The following is a 17,302-nucleotide window of genomic DNA, read 5'->3' as shown; positions in this document are numbered from 1 at the left end:
AAATGTTAATGCTGCATAATTATGTAACATTAGCATTACTTTAAGTACTATACTCAAAACTAAAATTAAACAAAAACCAAAAAATGAAGACTAACACTCTAAAACTTGCATTATGCTTTACAGCGAGTGCACTTCTTTTTTCGTGTGCAGGCGAAAAAAAAGAAGATACAAAAAAAGAAGTGGCACAGGTTCCAGGAATCAATCTGGAATACATGGACACTTCTGTAAGCCCAAATGAAGATTTTTATAAATATGTGAATGGAAAATGGCTGGAAACGGCTAAAATTCCTGATGATAGAACTTCTTGGGGAGGATTTCAAGTATTGCGTAAAAAGACCGACGCTGACGTACTAGAAATTATAGACGAAGCTACAAAAAGCGGAAAATACGCAGAAGATACCGATCAAGCGAAAGCCTTGATGATTTTCAATTCTATTTTAGATACCGTTGCAAGAAATGAAGCAGGCATCAAGCCGTTGCAACCAGCATTGGACAAAATTGCAAGTATCAACTCTATTGCGGATATGCAAACTGTTTTAGCGAAAAACCCTGTAACGATTTCAGCGCCTTTTATGGGATTATCTGCTTTCGCGAATTTAAGCGATAGCAGCATGAATGCTGGATACGTAGGTGCGGGCGATTTAGGCTTACCAGAAAGAGATTATTACTTGGAGAAAGATGAAAAATCAGTAGAAATTCGTGAAAAATATGTAGATCATATTACACGTATGTTGCAGTTTTTAGGGGATGAGCCTACCAAAGCAAGAAAAGATGCAGAAACGATTTTAGCCTTAGAAACAAAACTTGCAGCACCGCGTTTAGACAAAGTGGAAAGTAGAGATGCACGTAACTTTAACAATCCAAGAACTATTGAACAATTAGCTGAAATGACTCCAGTAATTGATTGGAGAAAGTTTATGGCTGATATGGAAATGAAGCCAATTGACACGGTAATTGTAACACAGCCAAAATACATGATGGCGTTGCAAGATATCTTAAAAAACGAAAGTATTGAAGATATCAAAACCTTAATGCGCTGGTCAACCTTAAACAGCAATACAGGATATTTGACGACTGAAATTGACAAAGCAAACTGGGAATTTTACGCGAAAGAATTAAACGGAGCAAAAAAACAACGCGATCCAAAAGAAAGAGCGTTGGCAACAGTTAACAATACGGTTGGAGAAGCAATTGGACAACTGTATGTAGATGCAAAGTTTCCGCCAGAAGCGAAAGAAAAAGCAGAAAAAATGATTATGAATGTCATTGCTGCGTATAAAGACAGAATTATGAAGTTAGACTGGATGAGTCCAGAAACCAAAGAAAAAGCAGTTGAAAAATTAGACAAATTTACTGTAAAAATTGGTTATCCTGACAAATGGGAAGATTATTCTAACTTAGAAGTGAACAAAGGAAACTCGTACTATGAAAACATGGTGGCAATTGGAAATTGGTCCTTCAAGAAAAACTTGGATAAAATCAACGAGCCAGTTGACAAAACAGAATGGGGAATGTCGCCACAAACGGTAAATGCCTATTTCAATCCACTAAACAACGAAATTGTATTCCCAGCGGCAATTTTACAACCACCTTTCTACAACTATCAAGCGGATGATGCTGTGAATTATGGTGGAATCGGAGCTGTGATTGGTCATGAAATTTCACATGCGTTTGACGATTCTGGAGCACGTTTTGATGCCGATGGAAACTTGACAAACTGGTGGACAGAAGACGATTTAAAACAATTTACAGAGCGTGGAGACAAACTTGCAGCACAATACAGCGCTATTGAAGTATTGCCAGATGTATTTATCAACGGTAAATTTACCTTAGGAGAAAACATTGGAGATTTAGGTGGTGTGTTAGGTGCATACGACGGATTACAACGTCACATGAAAGAAAACGGTCGTCCAGATAAAATTGACGGATTCACACCAGAACAACGTTTCTTTATATCATGGGCAACGGTTTGGAGAACCAAAATGCGCGAAGAAGCATTGCGTACTCGTATCAAAACAGACACGCATTCGCCAGGACAATACAGAGGATATGTGCCTTTACAAAATATTGATGCTTTTTATACAGCATTCGATATCAAAGAAGGAGACAAAATGTACATCGCTCCTGAAGAAAGAGTTCGTATTTGGTAAACGCCAAACTCTTATAAAACTAAAAAGCCTGAATGTGTATGCATTCAGGTTTTTTTTATGAATACGTCTCGTGTATGTCCAAGTATTACAAAATATATCATTCTGAATTTGATACAACTATTTTGTCTTGCAATTTATTTTGAAAAATATACAGAAAATGTCAAATCGAGCGCAGTCGAGATTTAATTGAAACGCTAGTTTTTCCAATGTTCTCGACTGCGCTCGACCTTACAAGGTGTTATTTTTAGTAAATTATCAATCTTGTGAAACCTTTCTTATGTGGAACGCTTGTTATATAAGAATCGTAATATGAATAAGACTTTACTCAGTGACAAGAGAACATACTTCTTTAAAATCTAAAGCACAATCTTCTTCTTCACAATTACTGCGTCGTTTAATACAAACGGTGTTGGCATCATGTTTTTGGCCCTTTTCGGGATGGAAAACAACGGATTTTCTAGCAAATCAAAAGAGGCTTCATATAAAATCAATTCTGGTTTTGCATTTGGCGCTACGGTACATTCGAGTTCTAACGGTTCATTGTCTGACACATAATAACTCGTCAATCGATTCCATCTGTTATTTGGATATTCTAGCGGCAAGCCATTCACTTTTACAGCAGTAAATTGGGTATCATTGCTAAATACTTCTATGCGATTTACCATTCGCTGCGGCGTGATTTTTACATGAATATGACGCAAATTGTTGTAAGTAGTATCTTGTAGCGTCTCTACCAACGGCATCGGAATTGGTTTTACAGGCGCTTCTTGTGTATACGTAAAAGCAGACTTGTATTTGCTATCCATCACCGCTTCTGAAGTGGAAGCTTGCTCTTCTTTGATGTAATTTCGCGTCCAATCGTCCAAAAACAAATCATACGTGTTCCAACTCGCTTTTTGCGCATCAGCATTTAAAATATACACCAAACTATTTGGTTTTTGGCGTTCTTCCGTAAAATCCGATCGCGAATGCGCCACAAAAAAGGCAACAATTGTCAATACAAAAAATAAGTATGCTGTCCATTTTTTACGTTGGTACAACCCGAAAACAGGTGTGATTAATCCTAAAATCAGCACCACCAATAATGGAACCACGACTAAAATTTTCAAGCCCAATCCGACAGGAAATAATCGTATAAATGGCGCTAATATGAAAATGGCAGGCAAGGCTAAAATTGTGTAAATGATGGTTGTAGGATAGCTTTTTTGTTTAATCAAAATTAATATGGAAACCAACATAAATACTACAGGAACCACAAAGAAACTCGCGCCTTTTAGATAGATTCCTAAGGCTATACAAATTACAACCCAAATAAACGCTGGCGCAATGGCTAGATTGGCGGGCGTGATTTTTTTCCCGAATTTATGATAGGAATAAAAGGAAATTCCCAACGATAAAAAGGCAAATAATAGAATATAGGTATATCCATTATACGTAAATCCGTGTAGCATTTCTCTATAATGCGGATATAACCATTTTATGAACATCCAACCTAAAATAGTGACGCCACAACTCGCAATAAGTGCAACTAAAAAAGGTATAAAACCTTTAAAAATCCCTTTGGTTGACAGCATTTTTTCTTTAAATCCATACACAAGTACTGCGATGAATAATAGTAAAATCAGAATTAATGACGGAATAATCCAGCTAAATGGATAGGTGTGAAAACCAACAGGCGTATTGAAATAAATTAAATCATCATCGGTTGTGATTTGGGTTAAATCTTGTTTGGAAAAATAGTCAAGCAAGGTTGTCATGTACATTCCTTGATGCGTCAACGTATTAAAATCTAAATTTTCAGGCGTGTCATTTTGTGTGTGATAATCGTAATGGTCGTCAATAAATGCAAAGTTAAATCCTTGAGTATTGCCATCTTCTCTAAAAACGGTCAAATCTGTGTCGTTCGGCATCATTTTATAGACGCTATACGCAAGCGAATTTCCTACAGGATATGACAAACCCGCATTTTGAAATCCTTTGATGAGTTTGGCATTTCCGTTATTGGTTTCGAGAAGCATAATGCCTGGTCCGCCACTTCCACGAGCTTCAAAGTTTAAAACCAACCCTACATCTTTTGCCCACGGATGTTCATTTACAAACAATTCGGCACCATTCAATCCAAGTTCTTCTCCGTCAGATAATAAAATAATGATATCGTTTTCGGGTTGTTCGCCTTTGGCTAAAAATGCACGGATTCCTTCCAAAATCGTAGCAACACCACTTGCAGCATCGCTAGCGCCAACAGCTGAATGTGGGTCACTATCGTAATGTGACAATACTAATAAAGCTTTTGTTGGATTTTTTCCTTGAATTCGCGCCAATACATTTTTAGGCTTCGACATATTCCCTGAATTGTCTAACGTAAATCCTTCTTGAACGCTTGGTTGCAGTCCTAATTTTTCAAGTTCGGCAATGATATATGCACGGACTTCCGCATGTGCTTTGGAGCCCACGTAATGTGGTTCTTTCGCCATTTCATTTACATGAGCAAACGCACGAACGGTTGAAAATTCTTCTACAGGAATGTTTTCTTCGGAAAGTGCTTGCGGCATATCGCTGTGAAAGCTATAATAAACCGCTACGGCAAGTACTAAAAATGATAAAAATGTATAACGTGCTTTGGGTGTAGTCATTTGGATTGGTTGAATGGTTGCCTAAAAATAGTAAAAAACATGCTTGCAACAGGTTTGAAAGTATCTTTTTAGGTTAACTAATTAAAAATGAGTAACTTTAAAAGAATCTAAAACACCTAAATCATGGCAGTAAAAAGTTTTCAAGGTGCTCGAAAGGCACAATCGGGCAGCACTGCAAAGGCAGAAGCATTTAAAGTTAGTGATTATATGACGCGAAAATTAATCACGTTTAAACCCGAACAAACGGTTGAGGAAGTCATTCAAAAACTGATTCAGCATAAAATTTCGGGTGGTCCTGTGGTCAATGATCAGAATGAATTGGTAGGTATTATTTCGGAAGGAGATTGCATCAAGCAAATTTCGGACAGTCGTTATTACAATATGCCATTTGAGCATAACAAAATAGAAGCGCACATGGCAAAAAATGTAGAAACGATTGATGGAGACATGAATATTTTTGATGCCGCTGATAAGTTTATTCAATCTAAAATACGTCGTTTTCCTATTGTTGAAAATGGCAGGTTAGTCGGTCAAATTAGTCAAAAAGACATTTTAAAAGCTGCGATGAAGTTGAAAGGACAGAGTTGGAAGTAATCCCAATTCAACCCTAAAATGGTATAACTTATAATTTTCGTCTTACAGGCTCCATTGCTTTCGGTTCGTCAGTCACCAGTAATTTTTGTTTTTCTGTTCCCGATAAGGTTACTATTCGGGAATCGGAATAACTGTCTAATGGTGTGTCTATTGTTTTCCATTTTCCAATACCCATGACTGCGATTTCTTCGTCAATTTCAATAATACGTTCGGTATAACGCAATGTTCTATTGAGTCCCAAAAAGTTGGTGCTTTTTTTATTGTGTTGCTGTAAATATTGTTCAAGTGTATTATCTGCATCTTTTAAAAACCCAGATTTAGCATTGTGGTCGGCAACTAAATGAACTAATTTTTGTTTTTTTCGCGTAAGATTCAATTCAACCAATGCACTTTCTGAAGTAGTTTGAATATAGAAGTCTTGAAACAAAATATCATCAATAATTGTATGCCAACTTTTATCACCTTTCTTTTCCACTTTTACATGATAGTAAACGCACGGACGCTTGCTTAATGGAGCAGAAAGTGGTGTAACGGAAGTTTTATTTTTTGCCTTTCCCACGATTTTGACATATTCGTTTTCACGCACACTATGAATAGGTTTGCGTCGTACTTTTTTGAGCTGACGCATGATTCTGGATTTTGGACTATAATAATAACTGATGACAATGATTAGAATCACAGCAACTACAAGAATTGCTGGAATTATATATTCTGAATAGTTTTCCATAAATAACTCATTTAAATAAAGATAGGTTTGTCATGCATTCTTTTTCACCAACAAATAAAAATCGTTGTCCAACGCTAAATAGCCTTGGTCGTACACATAATAGTAGGTAGAATTTGATTTTGTTACATATATTGACGTAAAATAGGTAAAATCGAATCCTTTTTCAATGAGTTTGGCTTTGGTGGTTTTGGTTTTTCCGCTTGTATTGAGTTCTTCCAAAATACGCCAATTTTTACGCAAGCGATTGTTGATATTTCGAATAAGATTTTTCCCGTCTTTATTCAGTCGGTTGTTATACGCGTTTCTGCAATAATCGCTGCAAAACTTTTTATCGACGCGACCTTTGAACGAATCGCCACATTCTAAACATTTTTTTTCCATCATCAATTTGGATTTTTGAGTTCATACCAACGCAGTTGCATATTTTCAGCTTCATAATAGAAATCTTCCACATAGTTAAGTCCAATTTTCAACAAAATACGATGCGACGCTTCATTTTCGATTTCTGTGATTCCATAAATGGTATCCAGTTTTAGCACATTCCAAGCATATTGTAAACATGCTTTTGAAGCTTCGGTGGCATATCCTTTTCCCCAAAATTTTGGCAGTAAACGATAGCCGATATCGTAAAAATTGCTGTGATTGTTAAACGTATAATCATTGTACAATCGCAAGCCACACCAACCTATGAATTCGCCAGAATCTTTTAATTCTACTGCCCAACGTCCGATTCCACGTTCTTTATATTGCTTTTGTACATCGTTAATATAGTTTAATGCTTCCGCTTTCTCTTTGATAGGTTTATTACCTAAATAGCGGTGTACTTCGGGATTGGAATCCAGCGCAAACATTCCGTCGAGGTCTTGTATGGTAAGGTCTCGGATGATGAGTCGCTCGGTTTCTAAGTGAATGTTCATGGTAAACTTCTAAACGACTAAGATAGTAAATTTTATCCATTTACAAACGACTACAAATATTTGTAAACGAAAGTAAGTGCGTTGTAACCGAATAAAATTTGCAAGTCGTTTCATATTTGCACTGTTGAATCATCACAACGATTTTAACGCAAACACAAATAATAATTTTTAAATCATATACATTATGAACACATTACGCAACAAAGTACAGTTAATCGGAAACTTAGGAAACGACCCAGAAATCATCAATTTAGAAGATGGTAAAAAGATTGCAAAGTTTTCACTCGCGACAAATGAAACTTATAAAAACGCACAAGGTGATAAAGTAGAGAACACGTATTGGCACAACCTCATCGCATGGAATAAAACGGCTGAAATTGTGGAAAAATATTTACTCAAAGGAAAAGAAATCGCCATTGAAGGAAAACTTACGAATCGTTCGTATGAAACTGAGGAAGGTGAAAAAAAGTATGTAACCGAAGTATTGGTAAACGAAATTTTAATGTTAGGCAGATAGATTTGGGAGTCTATTGCTCATCTGTGAAGAGGCTGGTTTTGGGTAGAATCAGTCTCTTTTTTTTGAATACTATCACGAGAAAAGCCGTTTCAACATAGAGTGAAACGGCTTTCTCCTTTCAATGAATTCTCGAAATTTTAGAATGGAAATATTTTTGACTATAATTTTTCCATAGCAATGATGACACGAATACTGACCAACATGTCTTCATCGTCGTCATCTGTAATATTTTCGGTAGTGTACGTGATTTTGAATTTCTTCCCTAAAAGTGATTTATCAGCCAAATTGAATGCTTTTTTCACATCAGGAGCCATTTTTTCAAAAGTAATTTCACTTTCTTCGCCATCTTCATCAATGTAGGTAAATACAAAAGAGGTACCTTCCATGCTAGTGTACGTAGCCGTAATTACAGCAGGTTCTTCCTCTACTTCTATTTCTTCAACCGCTTCTTCAACTTCTTCTTCTGTTTCCTGTGCGATACACGTATAAGAGCTTACTAAAAAGGCAAAAAGAAATAACGGTACTAATTTTAATTTTTTCATGGTTTTCAAGTTAAAAGTTTTGTTGTTTATAGGGTTTTAAATTCAATGCTTTTTTAAGGCAATTAATAGGACATCAAAATGCTGTTAACGTCACAATTTTAATCTTCATCTTTGTAAAAACTCAACGGTGTAAGATCTTCTGGCGGATTAAAAAAGGAATTGAGTTTGGATATGAAAATCAACTCCATTTTAGAGCGTTTGCCTTTTTTTACTCCAATTGCATTGCACGTAGCGTTGATTTGCGACTTGAATGAATTCTCAAAAAGTTTTCGATTTTTATAGAAGAATTCTGAGAATACTAAAAACGCCTTTTGTGCTTCTACGTTTCTTGCGATTAGCTCTTTAAGCGTTTTCGAAATGACGTCATCCGTTTCTTTTCCAGCAGTCGATTCATTCCAAATTTTGTGTGTGCACGAAGCAATTTTTAATTTCTCATCGCGAGTAATCGCTTTATCTCCCATTGCCATTGCATAAAAAAGATGCGCTAGTGCTACCTCAAGATTGGAATTTTTTGTAATTAATACATTTTCAGGAGTCTGTTTTTCTAGATATACTACACGTGTCATACGCATTAAAAATTAGATTGATTACAGTAGTAAGACACCAAAATGGTAGTAAGGTCACTTTTTTTAATCTAAGGTATTTTGAAAATATGAAATAGAAAATGAAGGATGGAATCAAGAAGTATGTAAAGGTTTGTTGCGGTATTATTTAGGAGGATTTTCTTCACCATTCGCTTGTAAAGAAGCGTCAACCGAAGTCATAGAAGAGCTAATTTTAGTCATGACTACTTCTTTTAGGTTTTTTGGGACTTCTTTTAATGGTTTTCCTATACATTTAAAAGGATTGTGATGCTTCATGTATTTCAAATTAATCATTACAATGATAAGACACGAAATACAAGATTGCGTCACTTGGTAAAACTCAAAAGGTTAGTTAGAAGTAGTTGTAGAAGCATCATTATCTTGTTGTTCTTCTACAATTTCCTTGATTTCTTGAAGAATGTCTTCTTTTAATTTTTCGGGAAGTTTTATTTCAGGTTCTATTTCTTTAAAAGGATTTTGCTCACTCATTTTCTTGTAGTTTTTGATATACTGAAATCAGTTTGATACGCGCTCTTTTCAAACGCATTTTTACAGCACTTTCATTAATATGTAAAAGGTTTTGTAAATCTTTCACAGAAACATCATCTTGATATTTGAGTAGTAATAACGCTTTATCTGCGGGGTCAATAAGGTCAATTGCTTTTTCCAACCCTGAGACTTTCAACTCAAAAACATCTTCATCTTCTACATCTTCAACTTGCGTTACGTGTTTTTCATTTTTGTTTAAATTTTCCCAGCGTTCGCCCAGTTTTTTGCTCGTATCTCTTTTTTTATAATTGACTAAAAAGTTATACGTAAACGAATACAACCATGTTGAAAACTTTGCGCGTCCTTGGTATTTGTGAAGTTGCATGAATAGTTTTAGAAAAATATCTTGGGTCAAATCTTGGGTTTCGTCCTTGTCTTTTACAAAACTGTAGCATTTGTTGTAAATTTTTTTCCCATACCGATCATACAAAATTCCAAAAAGCGCAGGATCGTTCGTTTCAACAATCAATTGTACCAATGCTTCATCCGATAATGACTTTTTGTCTTTGCCGAGAGTTGCACTAAATAAGACGAGTATTCTTTTCATAACGCGCGACTTCACTCTGAATTCAATTTACGCAAAAAAGATAAAGTTTTGAGAAATCATCACCAAGAAAATTATAACAGAAAGTACTTTTGTTCAAATTAAAACGCAAACTAATCAATTGATAATTAGATAAATAACTTGGCTTAAAATAAATTTCAAAAAAATGATTTTTTGAGGTGACCTTTTTATTTTTTGGTGTCATAAGATTACAATTGAAACAAAAATTATTTAAACCAACAATTAAAAGGATTATACAATGGGAGTAGCAAAAATTAGCAAATCAAACGATGCAAAGAAAAAGGCAGAAGCATTAAAAGCTAAAAAGAAAGCCACTAGAGATGCGAAAGCAAAAGCTGTGGTAACAAAATCCAATAAAAAAGGCCCTTCTTTAGTATCGCAGGCTAAAAAGAAAAAGTAATTACGTGTTTTAAAAACACCAAATACATAGTCTTTACTGTTGAAATCTCAGAAAAAATGCTTTTTCTGAGATTTCTTTTTTTATAAATAGTGCATTTAGTTTAGCAAGTGTATGGTATCTGTTTTATCAAATACAGCATATCTTTATTCGTTAGAAGGCTCTTCTTTTTCCTCTTTTGTCAAATTAAAAATACCTTTTGTATCCAAACTCTGCTCATCAAACTCTAAATAAAAATCATGAAGCTCCGTAGCTTTTCTCATGATTTCTGAATGCAATTGATTAAACGAGATAGAATCGCCCGAAATCGTCATGCCTGTTGCACAAAAATTTCCCAACGTTTTCTGTAAATTATCGTAATTGATATACGCTTTTCCGTTTCGGTGAATGCTCGTTTCTTGGTCAAATGTGCTTGCCGACAAGCCGAAAAAAGACGAAAGTGCGGTAAAGACTAAAAACAATACTTTTACCGTTTGTGCAGTTCCTTTCCAACCTTCTTGTGTAATCACAAAAATGGTCAACGCAGAAAGGATGGAGAAAAATAAAAACAGCGTTGTTGAGGTAAAATGATAGGTGTATAACTTTAAAAACGTAATCTCGTGTTGCTCTTTATATTTCTGTAAACTTTTATTTAAAATAAACAATCGCTTGGATTGAGCTTCCGTAAGATTGACACAATTTTTAATCCCTTCTTCCTCATAAATACGACTCACTTCATCCATAGAACTCATCAATTCTTTTCCTTGTTGATTAGCGTGTTTGCGTAAAAAGAAAATTCCGATAGCTGTCAAAATAATAATGACTACAATAATGATGATGATTTCTTTTAGTTTTTGCTTTTGGACAGCTTCCATACTGATTGATTTACGGTTATGTTGGTCGGACTAAAGGTAACGAAAAGATTGAAAACGAAAGCTAGTCGACTGAAAATCAACAAAAATTTATTCAAAAATCAGCAAGTCAAATCAAAAAGTATAGCTAAGCTTGTCGAAAAAATGTAGTTGAGCCTGTCGAAAAAATATAGCTGAGCCTTTTGAAAAAATGTAGCTGAGCTTGTTGAAAAATGTAGCTGAGTCTGTCGAAAAAAAGTAGCTGAGCCTGTCGAGAAAATGTAGTTGAGCTTGTTGGAAAAATGTAGCTGAGCTTGTTGAGAAATGTAGCTGAGTTTGTTGAGAAATGTAGCTGAGCTTGTCGAAAAAATGTAGCCGAGCTTGTTGAAAAAATGTAGCTGAGCTTGTTGAAAAAATGTAGCTGAGCTTGTCGAAGCTATTCTATTCTTCCCAAAGCTTCCAAATCTTCAATTTTAATCTGTTTGCCTTTTGTGGTGATTAAATCATCTTTTTTAAACTGCGATAAAATTCGAATGATCGATTCTGTTGCCGTTCCTACAATATTGGCGTAATCTTCTCGCGAAAGAATCACGCGCAACATGCCTTCGTCTGTTGTGCCAAAAGTACGATGTATATACAATAACGCTTCTGCCAAACGTTGTCGTACCGATTTTTGCGCCATGTTTACAATCACATTATCCGCTTCTCGCAAATCCTTTGCCATGTGTTGCAAAACATCCAACGAAAAGTTAGAATTTCCCTGTAAATCTTTCATGATTTCATGCTTCGGAATAAAACACACTTCCATCTCACTCAGCGCCGTCGCACTTAAATTCGTCACTTCTTCACTCACCAACGAGCGTTGTCCCATCAAATCACCTTTTACCACCAGTTTTACAATTTGATCGCGTCCATTCGCACTCAATTTAGTCAACTTACAAATACCTTCGCGAATGCAATACACGCCATTCACATTTTCACCTTCGTCAAAAATCAACTGTCCTTTTTTAATCGTTTTCGAAGTTTTACATCCAGAAATCCGAATCAGCTCATCTTTGGTCAACGATTTCAAAGAATTAAACTGTCGTACAATACACTGTTCACAATTGCTCATAGTGGAAAATTAGGTGTTGATAAAGGTACTTAAACTATGACAAATATCATATTTTAAATCGGAATCGTTTGCAACCTTTGTTACAGGTAAATGAGCAATATTATGAACGAAACTACATGTTTTCACTGTGGTGATGTCTGTGACGAAATTATTCAACACGACGAAAAATCTTTTTGTTGTTACGGATGCAAAACAGTCTACGAACTATTTTCAGAAAACGATTTGGCGTGCTATTACGATTTAGAAACCGCGCCAGGCGCTACGCCAAAAGAAATAGCAGGGAAATACGACTTTTTAACACAGCAAAACATCATTGATAAATTATTGGAATTTAACGATGATAGCAAGCAAATAGTAACCTTATACATTCCGCACATTCATTGCAGCTCCTGTATTTGGATTTTAGAAAACTTGCACAAACTCAAGACTGAAATCACAGATTCGCAGGTGAATTTTGGCAAAAAAACGGTACGTATCACCTACGATGCCAGCAACTTTTCCCTCAAAGAAGCGGTGTTGTTGTTAAGCAGAATTGGTTACGAACCGTACATCAGTTTGGAAGATTATACAACGGGAAATCGCAACGTCAATCGCTCGCTAATTTACAAACTAGGTATTGCTGGTTTTGCCTTTGGAAACGTGATGTTTCTTTCGTTTCCTGAATATTTTCAAGTCAGTGGTTTTTGGATTGAACAATACAAAGTGGTCTTTCGTTGGCTGATGTTTGCCTTTTCGCTTCCTGTAGTTTTTTATGCGGCGCAAGATTATTTCATCTCTGCTTTTAAAGGACTGCGTGCAAAAATCTTAAACATTGATGTGCCTATTGCGTTGGGAATTTTAGTCTTATTCGTGAGAAGCTCTGTGGAAATCATGTTTGATTTGGGTTCAGGATTTTTTGATAGCCTTACGGGATTGGTCTTTTTTCTATTACTAGGGAAATTTTTCCAGCAAAAAACATACTCATTCCTGTCTTTTGAGCGCGATTACAAATCGTACTTTCCAATTGCGGTTACCAAAATTTTGAAAGGAAAAGAAACGCCTATTCAAGTCTACGATATCAAAAAAGGGGATCGTTTGCTCATTCGAAACGAAGAATTGATTCCCGTTGACGGAATCCTCATCAATGGAAATGCCGCGATTGATTACAGTTTTGTCACGGGCGAATCGGAAACGGTGCAAAAACAATCGGGCGACAACCTATTTGCTGGCGGAAAACAAACCTCAGGAATCATCGAAATAGAAGCCATCAAATCGGTAGAGCAAAGTTACCTCACACAATTGTGGAGCAATGATGTGTTCGAAAAAAACAAAGAAGAAAGCTTCACCAATCTCACCAATAAAATCAGTAAACATTTCACGGTTACAGTATTGACCATTGCAATCATAGCAACCTCTTTTTGGTTAATTGTGGATGCTTCCAAAGCCATGAATGTTTTTACGGCAGTTTTAATTATTGCCTGTCCGTGCGCGATTGCCTTAGCTGCGCCATTTACCTTTGGAAACCTATTACGAATCTTTGGAAAGCTAAAATTTTATGTAAAAAACGCGAGTATTTTAGAACAATTAGCGCATATCAACACCATTATTTTTGACAAAACTGGAACGATTACATCCAACAAAAAAAGTACCGCAAATTACGAAGGAGAACAATTAACTATGGAAGAATCAGCATTGCTCAAAAGTACCTTGCGCGGTTCCAATCATCCGTTGAGTAGAACGTTGTACAATATTTTAGACGAACAAAATATCGTAACGCTTGATTCCTTCGAAGAACACGTTGGAAAAGGCATGACGGCGAGCTATCACAACAACAATATCAAAGTTGGTGCGGCAACTTTTGTAGGGCATCAAGAAGAGGCAAAAGTGCTCAATACAACGGTTCACATCAGTGCAAATAATTCGTATAAAGGAAAATATACCTTCTATAACAGTTACCGAAAAGGACTTTCAAAACTCTTTAATAACTTAAAAAAGAACTTTGATTTGGCAATCCTTTCGGGAGATAACGAAGGCGAACGCGAAAACTTGAAAAAACTATTGCCGGCAAAAACAAAACTCATCTTCAATCAGAAACCACATGACAAGCTTGAATATATAGCCTATCATCAAAAAGAAGGCGCTAAAGTACTCATGGTCGGTGACGGATTGAACGACGCAGGAGCACTTGCGCAAAGTGACGTGGGAATTGCACTTTCAGAAAATGTAAATGTGTTTTCGCCTGCCTGCGACGCTATTTTGGATGCTTCCAAATTCAATCAACTCGACAAATTTATGAATGCTTCCAAATCTGCCATTAAAATCATCAAATGGAGTTTTGTACTCTCGTTCATCTACAATACCATCGGATTGTACTTTGCAGTCACAGGACAACTATCGCCTGTTATTGCTGCTATTTTAATGCCGTTGAGTTCTATCAGTATTGTAGTATTTACGACGGTTTGTACAACGTTTTTAGGAAGAAAGTTACAGTAAAAAAATAAGATTTTTGGAATCAGGAATCAGGAATCAGGAATCAGGAATCAGGAATCAAGACGATTTCATTGATTGTTTTCAGTAAAGCCAAGAAAAACTTAAGATACAAATTGGATTTCTGCGCAGGCAGAAATGACATGCTAACAAATCTAGGAGTGAGGTAAATTTAGCATACATAACAATCAATTTCGAGTTCAAATTCGAGTTCAACTTCAAAAAAAAATCTAAACATGACAAAAGTCATTTTTTGGCAACACGTGTCACAGTACTTTTGAATCATAACTTCAATAGGTATGAGTGTTATATATGTTTTACTAACCATTAGTATTGTGGTCGCAATACTCTTCTTTGTCGCCTTTATCATGGCGGTAAAAAACGGACAATTTGACGATAGTTATACGCCGTCGGTGCGCATGCTATTTGAGGATGAATTGGTGAAAGAAAAATCAAAAATTAAACTAACTAATAAGACAAATAAATAGTTTATTATGGAAATGCAACAATTTTATTACGATAATAAAATCGTTAGAAACTTCATCTATGCAACCATAGTTTGGGGTATTGTAGGAATGTTAGTAGGATTGTTATTGGCATTCTTATTTATGTTTCCAACGATGGGAGAAGGAATTTCTTGGCTAAGTTTTGGTCGTTTACGTCCATTGCACACCAACGCCGTGATTTTTGCCTTTGTAGGAAACGCCATTTTTGCAGGAGTCTATTACTCACTGCAACGTTTATTAAAAGCGAGAATGGCTAGCGACTTTTTAAGTAAAGTCAACTTTTGGGGATGGCAACTTATCATAGTAGGAGCTGCCATAACATTACCGTTAGGATACACCACATCCAAAGAATATGCAGAACTCGAATGGCCTTTTGACATTGCAATCGCTTTAATTTGGGTTGCCTTTGGTGTCAACATGATTTGGACCATTTTAAAAAGAAGACAACGTCACTTATACGTTGCTATTTGGTTCTACTTGGCAACGTTTGTCACCGTTGCGGTATTGCACATCTTTAATAGTTTGGAATTACCTGTAAGTGCATTAAAAAGTTACTCAGTGTATGCAGGTGTGCAAGATGCCTTAGTGCAATGGTGGTACGGACATAACGCGGTTGCCTTTTTCCTTACCACACCATTTTTAGGATTGATGTACTACTTTGTGCCAAAAGCAGCCAACAGACCTATTTATTCGTATAGATTATCCATTGTACACTTTTGGTCATTAATCTTTATCTATATCTGGGCAGGACCACACCACTTATTATATACAGCATTGCCAGAATGGGCACAAAACTTAGGAGTTGCCTTCTCTGTAATGTTAATCATGCCTTCTTGGGGAGGAATGATCAACGGATTGCTCACCTTACGTGGTGCGTGGGATAAAGTACGAACCGATCCTGTGTTGAAATTTATGGTAGTTGCGATTACTGGATATGGTATGGCAACGTTTGAAGGACCAATGCTTTCGTTGAAAAATGTAAATGCCATTGCACACTTTACCGATTGGATTATTGCGCACGTTCACGTAGGAGCATTAGCTTGGAACGGATTCCTAACCTTTGGTATGGTGTATTGGTTAGTACCGCGACTATTCAAAACAAAACTATATTCAAGAGGTTTGGCAAATGCACACTTCTGGATTGGAACCTTGGGAATTGTAATGTACGCATTGCCAATGTACGTAGCAGGATTTACACAAGCATTTATGTGGAAACAATTTGAGCCAAGTGGAGAAGACTTACTATATCCAAACTTCATTGAAACGGTTTCAGAAATCATTCCAATGTATTGGATGCGTGCGATTGGAGGGACATTATACATCATCGGAATGTTATTACTAGCATACAATATTGTTGTTACCATCGCTAGGTCTAGAAATAAAGTAACTGACGAATTAGCGGAAGCACCAGCGTTGCAACGTGTTTCTAAAAGACGTGTAAAAGGAGAAGGATGGCACACATGGTTGGAGCGCAAACCAATCAAACTAACTATCTATGCTACGATTGCTATTCTAATTGGAGGAATTGTGCAAATAGTACCTACCATTATGATTGATTCCAACATTCCAACCATCACGGAAGTAAAACCATACACACCACTTGAGTTGGAAGGAAGAGACATTTACATACGAGAAGGTTGTGTGGGTTGTCACTCACAAATGGTACGTCCGTTTAGAAGTGAAGTAGAACGCTATGGAGAATACTCAAAAGCTGGAGAGTTTGTGTACGACCATCCATTCCTTTGGGGAAGTAAACGTACAGGACCCGACTTACACCGTGAAGGAACAGATGCTTTGCGAAAAAATGATGCGTGGCATTACAAACATATGTACAACCCAAGAGGGATTGAGCAAAACTCTATCATGCCATCGTATCCTTGGTTAATTCGAAGTGAACTTGACAAATCAGGAACACAAGACAAAATGCGCGCTATGGTCACGCTTGGGGTTCCTTATACAGAACAAGAAATTGCAGATGCCTTGCAATACATGGACGAACAAGCTTTGGGAATTGTTGAAAATCTAAAACAAGATCCTGACTTATTAGCATCGTTTAAAAAAGGAAGAGCAGAAGCTGCGAAAGACGGAAGAGAATTTATTGAAATCAAAGATCGTGAAATTGTAGCGCTTATTGCTTACTTACAACGATTGGGAACAGACATACAAGTCAAAGATTCAAAAGAAGTAGCATCACAAACTAAAAAGTAATCA

At 36.3% G+C, this 17,302-nt stretch carries 18 protein-coding genes; 7 read left to right on the top strand and 11 right to left on the bottom strand.

Going from position 1 to position 17,302, the window contains the following annotated elements; genetic code table 11:
- The first annotated feature begins 83 nt into the window (after window positions 1–83).
- Entirely contained in the window at window positions 84–2,150 is a 2,067-nt protein-coding gene (locus C8N46_RS15085; RefSeq protein ID WP_108115746.1) for a M13 family metallopeptidase, read from the top strand.
- Between the two features lie 356 nt (window positions 2,151–2,506).
- Here the strand turns inward: C8N46_RS15085 and C8N46_RS15080 are convergent, their stop codons facing one another.
- Window positions 2,507–4,783, bottom strand: a complete 2,277-nt coding sequence (locus C8N46_RS15080) for a M28 family peptidase (protein ID WP_108115745.1) — start codon at window positions 4,781–4,783, stop codon at window positions 2,507–2,509.
- 123 nt (window positions 4,784–4,906) lie between these two features.
- Here C8N46_RS15080 and C8N46_RS15075 point away from each other — a divergent pair, with 123 nt between their 5' ends.
- Window positions 4,907–5,377, top strand: coding sequence for a CBS domain-containing protein (locus C8N46_RS15075; RefSeq protein ID WP_108115744.1), 471 nt, complete (start codon window positions 4,907–4,909; stop codon window positions 5,375–5,377).
- A 28-nt stretch (window positions 5,378–5,405) separates the two neighbouring features.
- Here the strand turns inward: C8N46_RS15075 and C8N46_RS15070 are convergent, their stop codons facing one another.
- From C8N46_RS15070 to C8N46_RS15060, 3 genes are read right to left on the bottom strand one after another with little or no spacing between them, the layout of a single operon-like run.
- Entirely contained in the window at window positions 5,406–6,104 is a 699-nt protein-coding gene (locus tag C8N46_RS15070; protein WP_108115743.1) for a hypothetical protein, read from the bottom strand.
- A gap of 30 nt (window positions 6,105–6,134) precedes the next feature.
- Window positions 6,135–6,485, bottom strand: coding sequence for a hypothetical protein (locus C8N46_RS15065; protein ID WP_108115847.1), 351 nt, complete (start codon window positions 6,483–6,485; stop codon window positions 6,135–6,137).
- Between the two features lie 2 nt (window positions 6,486–6,487).
- Entirely contained in the window at window positions 6,488–7,021 is a 534-nt protein-coding gene (locus C8N46_RS15060) for a GNAT family N-acetyltransferase (RefSeq protein ID WP_108115742.1), read from the bottom strand.
- Between the two features lie 184 nt (window positions 7,022–7,205).
- Between C8N46_RS15060 and C8N46_RS15055 the strand changes: the two genes are divergently transcribed.
- Entirely contained in the window at window positions 7,206–7,538 is a 333-nt protein-coding gene (locus C8N46_RS15055; protein ID WP_108115741.1) for a single-stranded DNA-binding protein, read from the top strand.
- 158 nt (window positions 7,539–7,696) lie between these two features.
- Here the strand turns inward: C8N46_RS15055 and C8N46_RS15050 are convergent, their stop codons facing one another.
- The 5 genes from C8N46_RS15050 to C8N46_RS15040 form a co-directional block, all read right to left on the bottom strand.
- Window positions 7,697–8,080, bottom strand: coding sequence for a hypothetical protein (locus tag C8N46_RS15050; protein WP_108115740.1), 384 nt, complete (start codon window positions 8,078–8,080; stop codon window positions 7,697–7,699).
- 98 nt (window positions 8,081–8,178) lie between these two features.
- Window positions 8,179–8,646: a hypothetical protein gene (locus tag C8N46_RS15045; RefSeq protein WP_108115739.1), complete on the bottom strand. Its 468-nt coding sequence runs from the start codon at window positions 8,644–8,646 to the stop codon at window positions 8,179–8,181.
- A gap of 141 nt (window positions 8,647–8,787) precedes the next feature.
- Entirely contained in the window at window positions 8,788–8,940 is a 153-nt protein-coding gene (locus tag C8N46_RS20560; RefSeq protein ID WP_158269164.1) for a hypothetical protein, read from the bottom strand.
- A 72-nt stretch (window positions 8,941–9,012) separates the two neighbouring features.
- The gene (locus C8N46_RS20555) at window positions 9,013–9,153 is read right to left on the bottom strand and encodes a hypothetical protein (RefSeq protein WP_158269163.1); all 141 of its coding nucleotides are present in this window, start codon (window positions 9,151–9,153) and stop codon (window positions 9,013–9,015) included.
- A complete protein-coding gene (locus tag C8N46_RS15040; protein WP_108115738.1) occupies window positions 9,146–9,760 on the bottom strand; it encodes an RNA polymerase sigma factor in 615 nt (204 codons plus the stop codon). Before C8N46_RS15040 ends, C8N46_RS20555 begins: the two co-directional genes overlap by 8 nt.
- A 256-nt stretch (window positions 9,761–10,016) precedes the next feature.
- Between C8N46_RS15040 and C8N46_RS20550 the strand changes: the two genes are divergently transcribed.
- Entirely contained in the window at window positions 10,017–10,178 is a 162-nt protein-coding gene (locus C8N46_RS20550) for a hypothetical protein (RefSeq protein WP_158269162.1), read from the top strand.
- A gap of 143 nt (window positions 10,179–10,321) precedes the next feature.
- Here the strand turns inward: C8N46_RS20550 and C8N46_RS15035 are convergent, their stop codons facing one another.
- Both C8N46_RS15035 and C8N46_RS15030 read right to left on the bottom strand, forming a co-directional pair.
- Entirely contained in the window at window positions 10,322–11,029 is a 708-nt protein-coding gene (locus tag C8N46_RS15035; protein ID WP_108115737.1) for a hypothetical protein, read from the bottom strand.
- Window positions 11,030–11,441: 412 nt separating this feature from the next.
- Window positions 11,442–12,119: a Crp/Fnr family transcriptional regulator gene (locus tag C8N46_RS15030; protein ID WP_108115736.1), complete on the bottom strand. Its 678-nt coding sequence runs from the start codon at window positions 12,117–12,119 to the stop codon at window positions 11,442–11,444.
- Window positions 12,120–12,221: 102 nt separating this feature from the next.
- Between C8N46_RS15030 and C8N46_RS15025 the strand changes: the two genes are divergently transcribed.
- From C8N46_RS15025 to ccoN, 3 genes are all read left to right on the top strand, one after another.
- Window positions 12,222–14,591, top strand: coding sequence for a heavy metal translocating P-type ATPase (locus C8N46_RS15025; RefSeq protein WP_108115735.1), 2,370 nt, complete (start codon window positions 12,222–12,224; stop codon window positions 14,589–14,591).
- Between the two features lie 293 nt (window positions 14,592–14,884).
- Window positions 14,885–15,073, top strand: coding sequence for a cbb3-type cytochrome oxidase assembly protein CcoS (ccoS, locus tag C8N46_RS15020; RefSeq protein ID WP_108115734.1), 189 nt, complete (start codon window positions 14,885–14,887; stop codon window positions 15,071–15,073).
- Between the two features lie 6 nt (window positions 15,074–15,079).
- Window positions 15,080–17,299, top strand: a complete 2,220-nt coding sequence (gene ccoN, locus C8N46_RS15015) for a cytochrome-c oxidase, cbb3-type subunit I (protein ID WP_108115733.1) — start codon at window positions 15,080–15,082, stop codon at window positions 17,297–17,299.
- Window positions 17,300–17,302 lie beyond the last annotated feature (3 nt).

It is taken from the genome of Kordia periserrulae, from assembly GCF_003054265.1.
Lineage (GTDB): Bacteria > Bacteroidota > Bacteroidia > Flavobacteriales > Flavobacteriaceae > Kordia > Kordia periserrulae.
This window is presented reverse-complemented; position numbering and strand designations above follow the sequence as displayed.

Coding starts and splice junctions, on each gene's coding strand:
- C8N46_RS15085 (WP_108115746.1), top strand. CDS start 84: ATGAAGACTAACACTCTAAAACTTGCATTATGCTTTACAGCGAGTGCA.
- C8N46_RS20560 (WP_158269164.1), bottom strand. CDS start 8,940: ATGAAGCATCACAATCCTTTTAAATGTATAGGAAAACCATTAAAAGAA.
- C8N46_RS15065 (WP_108115847.1), bottom strand. CDS start 6,485: ATGGAAAAAAAATGTTTAGAATGTGGCGATTCGTTCAAAGGTCGCGTC.
- ccoS (WP_108115734.1), top strand. CDS start 14,885: ATGAGTGTTATATATGTTTTACTAACCATTAGTATTGTGGTCGCAATA.
- C8N46_RS15075 (WP_108115744.1), top strand. CDS start 4,907: ATGGCAGTAAAAAGTTTTCAAGGTGCTCGAAAGGCACAATCGGGCAGC.
- C8N46_RS15045 (WP_108115739.1), bottom strand. CDS start 8,646: ATGACACGTGTAGTATATCTAGAAAAACAGACTCCTGAAAATGTATTA.
- C8N46_RS15060 (WP_108115742.1), bottom strand. CDS start 7,021: ATGAACATTCACTTAGAAACCGAGCGACTCATCATCCGAGACCTTACC.
- C8N46_RS20550 (WP_158269162.1), top strand. CDS start 10,017: ATGGGAGTAGCAAAAATTAGCAAATCAAACGATGCAAAGAAAAAGGCA.
- C8N46_RS20555 (WP_158269163.1), bottom strand. CDS start 9,153: ATGAGTGAGCAAAATCCTTTTAAAGAAATAGAACCTGAAATAAAACTT.
- C8N46_RS15025 (WP_108115735.1), top strand. CDS start 12,222: ATGAACGAAACTACATGTTTTCACTGTGGTGATGTCTGTGACGAAATT.
- C8N46_RS15030 (WP_108115736.1), bottom strand. CDS start 12,119: ATGAGCAATTGTGAACAGTGTATTGTACGACAGTTTAATTCTTTGAAA.
- C8N46_RS15035 (WP_108115737.1), bottom strand. CDS start 11,029: ATGGAAGCTGTCCAAAAGCAAAAACTAAAAGAAATCATCATCATTATT.
- C8N46_RS15040 (WP_108115738.1), bottom strand. CDS start 9,760: ATGAAAAGAATACTCGTCTTATTTAGTGCAACTCTCGGCAAAGACAAA.
- ccoN (WP_108115733.1), top strand. CDS start 15,080: ATGGAAATGCAACAATTTTATTACGATAATAAAATCGTTAGAAACTTC.
- C8N46_RS15050 (WP_108115740.1), bottom strand. CDS start 8,080: ATGAAAAAATTAAAATTAGTACCGTTATTTCTTTTTGCCTTTTTAGTA.
- C8N46_RS15080 (WP_108115745.1), bottom strand. CDS start 4,783: ATGACTACACCCAAAGCACGTTATACATTTTTATCATTTTTAGTACTT.
- C8N46_RS15070 (WP_108115743.1), bottom strand. CDS start 6,104: ATGGAAAACTATTCAGAATATATAATTCCAGCAATTCTTGTAGTTGCT.
- C8N46_RS15055 (WP_108115741.1), top strand. CDS start 7,206: ATGAACACATTACGCAACAAAGTACAGTTAATCGGAAACTTAGGAAAC.